Below are 12,598 nucleotides of genomic sequence, written 5' to 3'. Positions count from 1 at the left end.
ACAGTTCGTCAGGAGAGCTCCACCATGGCTGACTTGCGAATATTCTCATACCTGCCGAACCCCCGTGTATGGAAGGCGACCATCGCTGCCCGGTTCTGCTGCCTGGAGGTCGAGGTCAGAGGGGCGTCGGGCAAGGAGTTGCGGGACTGGTTGTGGGACTATGACGCGCGTCCTCTGGCCGCGAATGAACGTCAATCGCTTTCGTCCTTCGCGCGCACCGGGCGGGTCGGGCTGGCCGGCGCCCAGCTCTTCAAGACCGAGGCTTTCCTGGAGGCGCAGCCGTTCGGCAACGTGCCCGCCGCTTTTGGGCCCGATGGAAGGATTGGAGTTTTCGAGTCGAACAGCATCATGCGGGCAGTGGCGCGTCTGGGCGAGGCGGGGTTTCCGCTCTACGGGCGTGACGCCCTTGAGGCGTCGCGGATCGACAGCTTTCTGGATGTCAGCCTGGTCTTTGCGAGGGACTCCCAAATCTACCTCCTTGCGCTGTCGGGTGGCACGGTTGACGCGGCGATTCACGCGCGCGCCAAGGAGGCGTTCGCGATCTACGCCTCAGGACTCGAACAGGCGTTGTCTCCGCGGAAGGAGACGCTGGTGGGGAACGGCATTACGCTCGCCGATATCTGCTTTGCCGCAGAGCTTGCTCTGTTCATGAATGAGCATGCGCGGGCGGAGCAGTTGAGGGAGCGTGGGCTGGACCAGATCCTGCACCCGCGCGTCCAGAACGATTATCCCCTGATGTTTGCTCATTTCGCTCGGTTGCTCGAGCACGAGCATTTCAGGCCGGAGCTCAAGCCATACGTCGAAAAATTGTTGTCGAAAGCGGCACCCTGAACGCGAGGTCTGCCGGCTGCAACGAGGAGGATTAATCGCATGACCGCGCCTGTTTGCCTGATCACCGGCGTCGGACCCGGCACGGGTTCGGCACTCGCGAGGAGATTTGCCGAGGGCGGCTATCGCGTGGCGCTTCTCGCAAGAAGCGAAGAGCGCCTTGCCGCGCTGGAGAAGGAGCTGTCGAACTCAAAGGGATATCGCTGCGACGTGTCGGATCCCGCGCAGGTCGAGGCGGTGGCCTCGGCGGTGGAGCGCGATCTCGGTCATCCCGGCGTCGTCATCCACAACGCGGTCGGCGGCGCATTCGGCACGTTCCGCGAGATCGATCCGTCCATTCTCAATCGCAACTTCCAGGTCAATACGATGGGGCTGTTGTACCTCGCCAGGCGATTTGCCCCGGCGATGGTTGGCGCGGGTGAGGGCGCCATCGTCGCCACCGGCAACACGTCGGCATTGCGAGGCAAGCCTGGTTTCGCCGGCTTCGCGCCGACCAAGGCAGCGCAGCGGATCCTGGCCGAAGCGATGGCGCGCGAGTTGGGACCGCGAGGAGTGCACGTCGCGTATGTCGTTATCGATGCTGTCATCGACCTGGAGTGGACGAGGAAGCGCTGGCCGGACCGGCCGGACGACTTCTTCATTAAGCCGCGGGCGATCGCGAACGAGATTTGGCACCTCGTTCACCAGGATCGCAGCGCGTGGTCATTCAATGTCGAACTGCGGCCGTTTGGTGAAGCCTGGTAACCGCACGCGAAGGCGGAAGCGCAAAGGCATAGAACTCCGTCGTCGACTGGGGTGGTACGCTGTGCCGAGCGCGGACTGGAAGTGCACGGGGTGCGCTGGCCGGATTTTGGACCGCAAGCTTGGAGCAGGATCGGACAAGGCATGGCCGCTTTAGGGAAGACGCCGGATCTTTCCCGCGCCTAAAACGCACCCCGGACGCTCAAACCAAGGCCTCATTATGCCCAAGTTCCCGGACGGCGCCGCCACGCCGGCGTCGATCGTCGACGCCCTGAAGGCGGTCGCTGGCAATCCGCCGAGGGCGCGGGCAAGCTTTGCCAAGGGCCGATGCGTTCGCGGCACCTATGCCCCGTCGGACCAGGCGCAGGAGATTACGAAATCCCGAAGCTTCACACGGCCATCACGCGTGCTGGCGCGCTTCTCGATGGGCGGCGGCGATCCCAATGTGGCGGATACCAATGGGCTCGTGCTGCGCGGTTTCAGCTTCAGGCTCGGTGATGACAGCCATCGCTCGGACATTCTCACGGAAAGCGCGCCGGTGCACTTTGCGAGAACGCTCGATCAGATGCTGGCTTTCCTCAAAGCGCGAATTCCTGGACCGGACGGCAACGTGAATGTGGCGAAAGTCAAGGCATTCTCCGCCGCCAATCCCGAAACGTTGCGTCAGGCAAGCTACATTGCCACGCGCCCGCTGCCCGGGAGCTTTGCCGGCACGGCCTATTGGGGTGTGCACGCCTTCCCGGCCACGAATTCAAAAGGTGAGACGCGCTTCATCAAATTCAGGGTCGTTCCGGCCGGCGGGGAAATCACGCTGACGGAGGAGGAGGCCAAGGCGAAATCGGCCGACTTCCTGCACGAGGACCTCGTACATCGAATCGCTTCAGGCGGTGTTCGGTTCAACGTGATGGCGCTGCTCGGCCGTCCCGGCGATCCCACCATGGACGTGACCATCCGCTGGCCGGATGAGGACAAGCGCGACGCCGTGCGACTTGGATCGATCGTCATTACCGGCGTTGAAGCCGACGATGCATGCGACGCGTCCATCTTCAATCCGGCAAACCTCGCCGAAGGCATCGGTCATCCGCCGGACGAGATCTTCGCAGCGCGCCGCGCGGCCTACGCGATCTCATTGGCGAAGCGGCGCTGACCGGATGCGGTGTGGCCCCGTCCTGAATTAGCTTTCCGGGGCGCCGTGCACCTCGCGGCGCCACGCTCCCGGGCTGGCGCCGACCACCGCCGAAAACACCCGCGTAAAATGGCTTTGATTGGCAAACCCGGCCGATATCGCAATCTCGGACAGCGGAAGGTCGCGGATGGTCATCAACTGCTTGGCCACCTTCACGCGCTGGCGGAGCAGCCATTGGTGCGGCGGCAGGCCGACCGAGAGACGAAATGCGCGAGAAAAATGGCTGACCGAGAGGTCAAACTCTGCCGCGATTTGCTGCAATGAGAACTTTCCGCCGAGATCGGCCTCGAGCCTTTCGCAGGCCCGCTTCGCCTGCCACGGGGCAAGGCCGCCGCGGGCCGGTTCGCTGACGCGCCGCAGTCCGCCATAGGTCTGAGCGACGTGGGCAGTGAGCGCGAGCATCGTGTAATCGATGAAAAGCTGGTTGGTCTCGGCCGGCCGGCGCAGGGCTTGCAAGAGCGACGCGCCCGTATGACGGATGACCTCGTCGTCATGGCCCACACCGAGCCGGCAGTCGAGGTCGCCAACGCGCGGCGCGCCTGACTGTTCAGCAATGCCGTCGAGCGCCGAGCGCGTAACATAGAAAAAGAGCGAGTGGAACGGCTTGTCGATTACGTAGCGCGGATCGCGCTTGAGGTCGTAAAGATATGTTGCGCCCGCCTGGACATCCGCCTTCATGACGCATTTGCCGCGCTCCCAGAGCTCGCAGTCGGGGTAATCGTGAAGCTTCAGGCTGACGAGAAAGGCGTCCTCTGCTGTCAGAGAGCCGGAGAGACCGGGCACGGGAGCATCATTTCGCGTCTCGGTGACCGCGAGTTCGACGCTGCGCAGTGAACGCGTGATCAGCGAGGGTGGTGCATGCTCCAGGTGCAAGAACTGCCCGAGTCTCTGACCGAACTGCCCGAGCCGCTGTCCGTGGCCGCCAGCCTCTGACATACAAATCGACCTATCAGTGAATGTTGGACAAGGCAGGTCAAATCACCCCGCGGGAACGCTCATTATCGGGGATCAGCGAATGGCCGTCTAGGTGCTCGCGAAATGCGTAGCGATTGTGACAGCATGCCGGATCAATCGCGGTTAATTGATTCAAAGTGATTTAGACTTGATTTTGCGGCAGCGACGATGGCCATGTTCAGCAACAGCGAGTCAGAGCGCGCGCTGCTGACAATTTCGACTTTCGTCGCATGCGGCAAAGTGCCCAGCGATGGCGAGCTTGGAGCAGGATCGGACAAAGCGCCGCCGATTTGGGAAAGACGCCGGCCAGCTCAGCCCTTAGTAACCGCACCGAAAACACAAACCGACAATCCCGACTGAATCGGCGAGATCGGATTCGCCGCACGACACCGTTACGCGGCTCGCCGTTACGAGCACACGACGGCTCCGCGTCTCATTTGGCCCACGGCCAGGTCTGTACGGAGTGAGCGCATGACCCTCCAAACGCGAGCTCAAGCGATGAGTAAGCCGATCTTGCACGATCGTTTGCCGGATCCGCCCGCTGCCTCCGAGACGCGTCCGCGCGAGTTGCGTAGCGCAGAGCGACGCCGGGCCGATGTGGAGATGAGCCGCGTGCTCAAGACCAACCCGCTTCGCATTGCGTCGGACCCGTCCAATGGCGCGATCGCCTACTGGAAGCATGGTGCCCTGCACGACGTTGTCGAGCCCATGCTCGATCACGTCGTCATGACCTATCCTGCCGGACCACAGCGTCTGGAACGACGCACCGGGAAATCAGCGGCGATTGGAACGGCGCGTCCTGGAGTTGTGACGATCATTCCGGCCGGCTCGACCTCGCGATGGGATATTGCTGGGCCCGTCAGCGTCGTTCAGCTCTACCTTCCGCATACAACGCTCCAGCGCGTTGCCGGCGAAGCCCGTATGGCCGCGCCCAGCGATCTGCTGGAACGAACGGGGCATCCCGACTCCATCACTTCGCGGCTGCTCTTGAGTGCAGCTGATGTCATCGAGGGCAACGCGGCGCTGGATAACCTGTTCAGGCAACAGCTGACGGATCTGCTGGCGACGCGCCTGCTGACTGCGCATGTCGGCTCGTCAACCGTGGTCCACCCGACCGTGGGCGGGCTGTCACCGACGGTCCTGCGCCGCGCCATCGAGCGATTGCGCTCGGACAGCGATGCGGACGTGTCTCTCGGCGCGCTCGCTGCGGACGCCGGGCTGTCGCGCTTCCATTTCTGCAGAGCTTTCAAGGAAAGCACCGGGCTTTCACCTCATGCCTGGCTGCGCCAGCATCGGCTCGACCAGGCCATGAACATGCTGCGCGATACGGACGAATCGGTCGTCTCGATCGCGGCCGCGCTTGGCTATTCCTCCCAGACCGCGTTCGCTGCCGCGTTCCGGAAGCTGACCGGCGAAACGCCTAGCGATTGGCGCAAACGCACGCGTTAGCAGCAATCTCCCTTCAGATACGGCAATCGCTCTGGGGCAGTCGCGTACGCAATTCGCTAGATCAGCGCAGTGCCTACGTCACAACCAACGGAGACAAGCGATGAACTGGAGGAAGCTCGGCAGCTCCCTTGCAATCGCCCGGCGACGCAGAGTCGTGGCGACCGCCCTTCTATACGGCCTTTCATTGACCGTTCGCTTCACTTCCGCGGCGGGCGAAGAAATCGAAGCTCCGGCGCCGGCTGCTCGAGGCGCCAATCCCATGATGTCCATCATGATCAACGACGGCGCGCAAATCCTCCACAAAGACTGGCTGACAAGTGCGTTTCACCGCGGATGGCTCGGGTCCAGAGGCTGCCGCGCGGAATGTGAAGGTGCCGTGCCGATGCCGTTCACGCCGGGCTGCGCCTCTCATCCATAGAGGGCCCGGCGTCGTCATTGCCCCACTCACGATTGCAAGAAGCCTTGCCGCCATCGATCAGCGGCGGCGGTAACGCGCGCAAATTCGAGAATGCCAACCCACAGGAGTAGATCACATGCGACTTGTCATCATAGGCGCCGGCTTCGCCGGCATGTACGCCGCACTTTCCGCAGCCCGACTGCGCGACATCCAGGGCGTTTCGCCCGAGGCGCTCGAGATCGCGCTGATCGCGCCGGAACCGACGCTCGTGATTCGTCCTCGGCTCTATGAGCCGAAGCCGGAGACCCTGACGGCGCCTCTCCTGGACGTCCTCAACGCGATCGATGTCGTCTATGTGCAGGGCAGCGCCGAGACGGTCGACACCAAGGCACGCACCGTGCAACTCGTCACCGCCAAGGGCGCACGAAAGACGCTGCCTTACGATCGGCTGGTCGTGGCCACCGGCAGCCGATTGTTCCGTCCGAACGTTCCAGGCCTTGCGGAGCACGGGTTCAGCGTCGACCAGCTCGACGACGCAATTGCGCTCGACCGGCACCTGCACAGTCTCGCAGGCCAGCCGGCCTCGAGGGCGCGCGACACTGTCGTCGTTGCCGGGGGCGGCTTTACCGGCATCGAGGCGGCGACCGAAGCGCCCTCCCGGCTCCGTGCGATCCTCGGCAAGGATGCCAAGCCTCGCGTCATCATCGTTGATCGCAACAAGGCGATCGCGCCCGACATGGGCGAAGGTCCTCGCCCCGTCATCGAGGACGCTCTGCGCAAGCTCGGCGTGGAGACCCGGCTCGGCGCCGGCGTCGCGTCGCTGGACAAGTCCGGCGTCACGTTATCTGACGGCGAACGCATCGAGTGCGCGACCGTGATCTGGGCTGCGGGGATTCGCGCCGCTCCGTTGACCGCGCAGATTCCCTCAGAGCGCGACAATTTCGGCCGGCTGCTCGTCGACCGGGATCTGCGCGTGCCGTCGGTGGCGGGCGTCTTTGCGACCGGCGATGCCGCCAGGGCGGCATGCGACGATATTGGCAACTATGCGCTGATGTCGTGCCAGCACGCCACGCGGATGGGCGCCTTTGCCGGCAACAATGCCGCCGCCGAACTGTTGGGCGTTCCGACCAAGCCCTACCACCAGAAGGGTTACGTCACCTGCCTCGACCTCGGCAAAGCCGGCGCATTGTTCACGCGGGGCTGGGAGCGCGAGGTGGCGATGGTCGGCGACGCCGCCAAGAAGACCAAGCAGGAGATCAACACCGTCTGGATCTATCCGCCGCGGCCCGAGCGCGCCGCCGCGCTGGCCTCGGCCGATCCGGAGCGTGTGACTGATGTGACAGGATTCTTCTAGACCCTTCACGCGAAACGGGCCGCGCTTTCCCGCCGAAGCGCGGCCCGCTCACCTCAGATCACTCTGGAGTTCGACCACGATGAAACACGAGACCGTGCGCGCGACAGCGTTCGCCATGCCGCTGACCAATCCGGCCTTTCCACCCGGCCCCTATCGCTTCATCAACCGCGAGTACTTCATCATCCAGTACCGCACCGATCCCGAGGCGTTGCGGCGGATCGTGCCGGCTCCGCTCGAGTTGACCGAGCCGGTGGTGAACTACGAATTCATCCGCATGCCTGACTCGACCGGCTTCGGCGACTACACCGAAAGCGGCCAGGTCATCCGGGTGTCCTACCAGGGCGAGCGCGGCAGCTTCACCCACCAGATGTTTCTCAACGATCATCCGCCCATAGCCGGTGGGCGCGAGCTGTGGGCCTTTCCCAAGAAGCTGGCGCAACCGAAGCTCGCGGTCGAGATCGACACGCTGGTCGGCACCTTGAACTACGGCTCGGTCCGTATCGCGACCGGCACCATGGGCTACAAGCACCGCGCCCTCGACGCCGCGCTCGAAGCCAGGAAGCTTGCCGCACCCAATTTCCTGCTCAAGATCATTCCGCATGTCGACGGCACGCCGCGCATTTGCGAGCTGGTGCGCTACCACCTCGAAGACGTCACCGTGAAGGGCGCATGGACGGGACCCGCGGCCCTCGACCTCTGCTCGCATGCTTTGGCGCCAGTCGCCGAATTGCCGGTGCTTCAAGTGCTGTCAGCCAAGCACCTTGTCGCCGACCTGACGCTTGGGCTTGGCACCGTGGTCCACGACTATCTCGCCCCGAGCGAGACCGTGCGGCGGCGCGGATCGTCCTCCGAGATGCGACGCGAACGCCGGCTGATCGGATCAACAGTTACATCGGGAGTTTGGGAAATGCTGAACGTGTTACGCGAGCAAATCGATCCTGTGTCGCAGCAGACCAAATCGCTGCCGTACGACGTCATCGCCCTGGTGCTGCAGGGTGGTGGAGCGCTCGGAGCCTATCAAGCGGGAGTCTATGAGGGCCTGCATGAGGCCGGCATCCGGCCGAACTGGCTCGCCGGCATTTCGATCGGCGCGCTCAACGCCGCGATCATCGGCGGCTCGCCCGAAGCCGAACGCGTGGCGCGCCTGCGCGAATTCTGGGAAACCATCTGTGCCACTCCCGTGGAATGGCCAGCCGGCGAGGGGCTTGCCGATGCCATGCCGTTCGCTTTCGACATGCGCTCGCTGCACAATGCATTCGCAGCGATGAGGGCCTTGGTTCAGGGGCAGCCCGGCTTCTTCAAGCCACGCTTCCCGCCGCCGCTTTGGTCGCCCTTTTCAGGCGACGCGGCGACAAGCTTCTACGATACGTCTCCACTGAGCCGGACGCTGGAGCGGCTGGTCGATTTCGATCGGCTGAATTCGGGCGAGGTGCGTGTCAGCGTCGGCGCGGTCAATGTCCGCACCGGCAATCTGGTCTATTTCGACACGGCCGAGCGCCGGCTGGGAGCCGAGCATTTCATGGCCTCAGGCGCCTTGCCGCCGGGATTTCCATCGGTCGAAATTGATGGCGAACACTATTGGGATGGTGGCGTGGTCTCGAATACGCCCCTCTCTCGAGTGTTGTCCGGTGATCCGTGCGACACGCTGACCTTCCAGATTGATCTCTGGTCGGCCAAGGGCCGCGTTCCCTACGACATGATGGAAGTGTCGAGCCGGCAAAAGGACATCCAATATTCCAGCCGCACGCGCGCGATCACGGACCAGGCAAAGCGGATGCAGAAGATGCGTCAGGCGTTGCAGCGCACGATAGAGCTGTTGCCTGAAGCCGCGAGGCAGGATCCGGAAATCCGTGCCATCGCGGAGATGGCCCGTCATCGCTCCTGCAACATCATCCACCTGATCTACCAGTCCAAGATCTACGAGGGCCATTCAAAGGACTACGAGTTCGGGTTGAACGCGATGCGTGCCCACTGGCAGAGCGGGCTGGAGGACATCCGCCGCACGCTGGCCGATCCGCGGCGCCTGGACCCGCCGGCTCCCGAGCTCGGCCTCGTCACCCACGATATTCATCGCCGTGATTGAGCGGCGGCAGGTTTCATCTCTCAAAGCATCGAAAGGAACCCCTCATGCTGAAGGGCAAGATAGCCATCGTCACCGGATCCACCAGCGGCATCGGGCTGGGGATCGCCAGGGAGTTGGCCAGGCTCCGCGCCAACCTCGTGCTGAACGGCTTCGGCGATGCAGGCGAGATCGAGGCGGTCCGCAGCGGGATCGAGCGCGAGCACGGAGTGAGCGTCGTCTACAACGGCGCGGACATGTCGAAGGAAGAAGCCGTGCGCGGATTGATCGCCACGACGATCGAGAGATTCGGACGCCTCGACATCCTTGTGAACAATGCCGGCATACAGTTCACCGCGCCGGTGGAAGAATTCCCGCCTGCGAAGTGGAACGCGATCATTGACATCAACCTGTCGGCGGCCTTCCATGGCATTGCCGCGGCGGTGCCCCAGATGAAAAAGCAACGTTGGGGACGGATCGTCAACATCGCCTCCGCGCATGGCCTCGTCGCATCAACGCACAAGGCAGCCTACGTCGCGGCCAAGCATGGACTGGTCGGCCTGACGAAAGTGGTCGGACTTGAGACCGCCGGAAGCGGCGTGACCTGCAATGCCGTCTGTCCCGGCTGGGTGCTCACGCCTTTGGTCGAAAAACAGATCAACGACATCGCCTCGCAAAAAGGCATCAGTCACGAGGAAGCCGCAAAAGATCTCCTGGCCGAGAAGCAACCGTCCTCGGATTTCGTCTCTCCGGCGCAGCTTGGCGGCACCGTCGCGTTCCTCTGTTCGGCCGCGGCAGACCAGATCACCGGCACGACGATCTCTGTCGATGGTGGTTGGACGGCACAGTAATCGGCGGAGCATGCAAACGGCTAAATCGCCGATCCATTCGCCGAGGACATTGAGCGCGCGATGGAGACCAGTTGAGGCCAGCCGCATCCGCGATGCGGCTGACCGAGTTTTACAAGCGGTTCCGAGAGCTGGCTCGCGCAATTGCGCCGTCGAGGTTTCACCAACCTCCATTTGAATGATGACGGGGCTGCCGAGCTCAAGCACCATGCGGTCGCAGACCTGAACAGCGCCCGATGAGATGAGCAATTGTCCTGCATGTGGCGGTCACTCAACTGCCAAACTGTTCGATGTAACAGCGGACCAGGCCTCCCGAAGTTTCGTCAATCCACGTCAGTATCCAGATCGCTCGAAGGAGCTGACACGGCACCTGGCGCTGCTTTGGGGCTGCAGCAGATGTGACGTCCGCAGATGCGCGGATTGCGGTTTCGGCTTCGCAGAGCCGTTCGTCGCGGGCGGGCCCGAATTTTATAATCTGGCCGCGCCGCACCCTTCCTATCCAACCATGAAGTGGGAGTACGCAAGGACGATCGAAGAGTTCAGGGTCATGAAGACAGCGGGAAGAACTGTCATCGATGTGGGAGCGGGATTTGGGTATTTTCTCGATCTCGTCAACAACAAGTTGTTCCGCACGTCGGACATTTATGCGGTCGACTACAACGAGCAGGCGATATCCGTCCTGAAATTGAAAGGCTTCAACGCCTATTCCAGCGACCTTCGATCGGACAGCTTCGAGCCCATGAAAGAGGCGTTCGACATTATTTGCATGTTTCAGGTCTTCGAGCACATGGACCGGGTGGATGAAGTCTTCGCGCGATTGAAATATCTTCTAAAGGCGCAAGGGTCCGTGTTCATCGCCGTGCCAAATGACATCAGAACCTATTTCATGGAACGCCACGGCTCGCTGGTCGACGTGCCGCCGAACCACATTGGCCGCTGGACCAGGGAAGCGTTCGGCGCAATCTGTCGGCGGCACGGTCTGCAATTGACCAAATGCGAGCGCGAACCGTTCAAGCTCGTCAGTTTCCTCAAACAAGACCTTGTGGAGAGCTTCTTGTCCAGGGCAGAGAAGCCCGGTAGCGTGGGCGAATTCGTGCGTGGCCTGCCGCGGAGCCAGGCGCAACGGATTGCGCTCGCTCTGACCGCCCTCGCGTTTTCACCATCACGCTTGCCAGCATGGACCGACGCGGCCAGGAATTCATCGACGCTGGGAAGCGCACTCTGGGTGAGGATCGACAAAATCTCCTGACCAGCGCTGCCGGCTTGCAAGAGCGGAGATCGCTTGGGTACCTACCTTACGTTCGTCTCGGCCGCGATCAGGGCCTTGCCTTCGATGGTCTGAATCGTCAATTGTATCGGCCCGCTGCTAGCGGCAGGAATTCCGGCCGTAACGCGATTTCCATTGTTCGGGTCGGCCGTGACACGGTCATCGAACAGGACGGCATTGCCTCGCCGCAACACGACGCGCAACGGCGTGGCCGGTTCGATACTGAAGAACTGAGCCGTCACGCCGGACGCCCCCGCGGAGAGATTGACCAGAATGTTCTCATTCGCATGAGTCACGTTGCTCATGCCGACGGTCGGGCTGTAAGTCTCTCGAATGGACACCTCGCCCAGGGCGGGGAAATCAGCGCTATGGAAAAACTGGTCCGACACGCCCGCCCACAGTTCGACGTAGGGCCGCGATTCGGTCGGCTCTTTGCGTGCATCGATTTCGTTGGTGAATGACGGAAACCCCCAGGTCCACATCTTGAGGCCTCGCGTGACGGTATTGTCCGCGATCCGAATAATTCCTTCTTCGTTATCGTGGTTGATGACGCCCCAGAAATTGCCACCCTGCATATCGGGCGATGCGTAAGCGATGCCCATCGTCGGCCAGTTCTTGAAATAGCGCAGCTGTTCGAAGCGGTGACTGCCCATGCCCGCACTCTCGTCGCTCTTGGCCAGATTGGCCGACCAGGCGGGCGTGGTGTAGGCCGAGATCGGCGCGATGATTTCAGCGCCCCCCGTCGTCCTGGGATTTTTCGGGTCCGATCCAGGCGCGAGCGTCGTGCAGGTCCAGTACTCATATTGGATCGTCCTGGCTTGCGGGTTTTTCAGCACGACGCGCGCGTCGAGCGCGGCGCGTTCGGCCTTCAGCGTGACATAGTAGGTCGCTTCGATACCCGTCGAGCCGATCCTGAATTTCGCCGGTGGCGCGCTATACGCGAAATCGTCCCTCAGAGACATCGCCACCGTCACTTCGTCGGCGTCCTCCTTCACCACCTTGAAATCCCATGGCTTCAGCCATGTCTTGCCGTGCTCGGCATCCGGGAATGTGGGAAAGATGCCTCCATACACCATCAGCCAGTCGTAATAGAAATTGCGCGCCTTGATGCCATAGGGCACGCCAACTTCCGTGCGATAGAGCTCCTCGTGGCCGGTTGGCTTGTAAATGATTGAAAGAATGCGCCCGCCGAATTCGGGCACCAGCGTTACTTTCAGATAACGATTCTCAAGCACTTTTGCCTTCAGCGTGCGATTGACAATGACGTTCTTGTTGAGCGACCCGTCAATGAATCCGTTTTCCGCATCGGTCGCATATTTGACGGTGCTCCACGTGATCGTCGACTCCCTGAGCGACACCTTGTCAGGCGCCGGCGATTGAGCATCGGAGGCCGCAATAGATCCACAGATGGCCAAGGCGATTGCAAGCGTGATACCGACGTAGATGCGCCAGTGACAACGGATCGCCATTTGCGCCTCCTTCGACACATTCTGTGATGTGAGGCCCGCGCCAGCG

11 protein-coding genes and 1 pseudogene are annotated in these 12,598 nt (G+C 62.3%); 10 read left to right on the top strand and 2 right to left on the bottom strand.

The genetic code is table 11. The features are described from left to right. Positions 1–24 precede the first annotated feature (24 nt). The 3 genes from JQ553_RS12165 (at position 25) to JQ553_RS12155 (ending at position 2,716) form a co-directional block, all read left to right on the top strand. Positions 25–831 (top strand): glutathione binding-like protein, encoded by an 807-nt coding sequence (locus JQ553_RS12165; protein WP_212500167.1) that lies wholly within the window; start codon positions 25–27, stop codon positions 829–831. Between the two features lie 39 nt (positions 832–870). Continuing rightward, the gene (locus JQ553_RS12160) at positions 871–1,572 is read left to right on the top strand and encodes an SDR family NAD(P)-dependent oxidoreductase (RefSeq protein ID WP_212500166.1); all 702 of its coding nucleotides are present in this window, start codon (positions 871–873) and stop codon (positions 1,570–1,572) included. A 217-nt stretch (positions 1,573–1,789) separates the two neighbouring features. Continuing rightward, a complete protein-coding gene (locus JQ553_RS12155) occupies positions 1,790–2,716 on the top strand; it encodes a catalase family peroxidase (protein WP_212500165.1) in 927 nt (308 codons plus the stop codon). 27 nt (positions 2,717–2,743) lie between these two features. Here the strand turns inward: JQ553_RS12155 and JQ553_RS12150 are convergent, their stop codons facing one another. Beyond that, positions 2,744–3,691, bottom strand: a complete 948-nt coding sequence (locus tag JQ553_RS12150) for an AraC family transcriptional regulator (protein ID WP_212500164.1) — start codon at positions 3,689–3,691, stop codon at positions 2,744–2,746. A 516-nt stretch (positions 3,692–4,207) separates the two neighbouring features. On the opposite strand from JQ553_RS12150, the gene JQ553_RS12145 reads away from it, so the two are divergent. From JQ553_RS12145 to JQ553_RS12115, 7 genes and pseudogenes are all read left to right on the top strand, one after another. Beyond that, the gene (locus JQ553_RS12145; RefSeq protein ID WP_212500163.1) at positions 4,208–5,158 is read left to right on the top strand and encodes a helix-turn-helix transcriptional regulator; all 951 of its coding nucleotides are present in this window, start codon (positions 4,208–4,210) and stop codon (positions 5,156–5,158) included. Between the two features lie 100 nt (positions 5,159–5,258). Further along, positions 5,259–5,576, top strand: a complete 318-nt coding sequence (locus tag JQ553_RS12140) for a hypothetical protein (protein ID WP_212500162.1) — start codon at positions 5,259–5,261, stop codon at positions 5,574–5,576. 115 nt (positions 5,577–5,691) lie between these two features. Further along, on the top strand, positions 5,692–6,909 hold the full coding sequence (locus tag JQ553_RS12135; RefSeq protein ID WP_212500161.1) for an NAD(P)/FAD-dependent oxidoreductase: 1,218 nt from the start codon (positions 5,692–5,694) through the stop codon (positions 6,907–6,909). Positions 6,910–6,988: 79 nt separating this feature from the next. After that, a pseudogene (locus JQ553_RS12130) lies at positions 6,989–7,723 on the top strand (acetoacetate decarboxylase); the annotation flags it as partial. A 93-nt stretch (positions 7,724–7,816) separates the two neighbouring features. Further along, positions 7,817–8,992 (top strand): patatin-like phospholipase family protein, encoded by a 1,176-nt coding sequence (locus JQ553_RS12125; protein WP_212500377.1) that lies wholly within the window; start codon positions 7,817–7,819, stop codon positions 8,990–8,992. Positions 8,993–9,036: 44 nt separating this feature from the next. After that, positions 9,037–9,819, top strand: coding sequence for a 3-hydroxybutyrate dehydrogenase (locus tag JQ553_RS12120; RefSeq protein ID WP_212500159.1), 783 nt, complete (start codon positions 9,037–9,039; stop codon positions 9,817–9,819). A 238-nt stretch (positions 9,820–10,057) separates the two neighbouring features. After that, on the top strand, positions 10,058–11,065 hold the full coding sequence (locus tag JQ553_RS12115; RefSeq protein WP_312015129.1) for a class I SAM-dependent methyltransferase: 1,008 nt from the start codon (positions 10,058–10,060) through the stop codon (positions 11,063–11,065). 41 nt (positions 11,066–11,106) lie between these two features. On the opposite strand, the gene JQ553_RS12110 is transcribed toward JQ553_RS12115, so the two are convergent. Continuing rightward, on the bottom strand, positions 11,107–12,552 hold the full coding sequence (locus JQ553_RS12110) for a DUF5107 domain-containing protein (protein ID WP_212500157.1): 1,446 nt from the start codon (positions 12,550–12,552) through the stop codon (positions 11,107–11,109). Between the last annotated feature and the right edge of the window lie 46 nt (positions 12,553–12,598).

Source organism: Bradyrhizobium lablabi (assembly GCF_018131005.1).
Taxonomy (GTDB): domain Bacteria; phylum Pseudomonadota; class Alphaproteobacteria; order Rhizobiales; family Xanthobacteraceae; genus Bradyrhizobium; species Bradyrhizobium lablabi_D.
The sequence above is the reverse complement of the archived record's forward strand: the minus strand, read 5'-3'. Positions and strand labels throughout refer to the sequence as shown.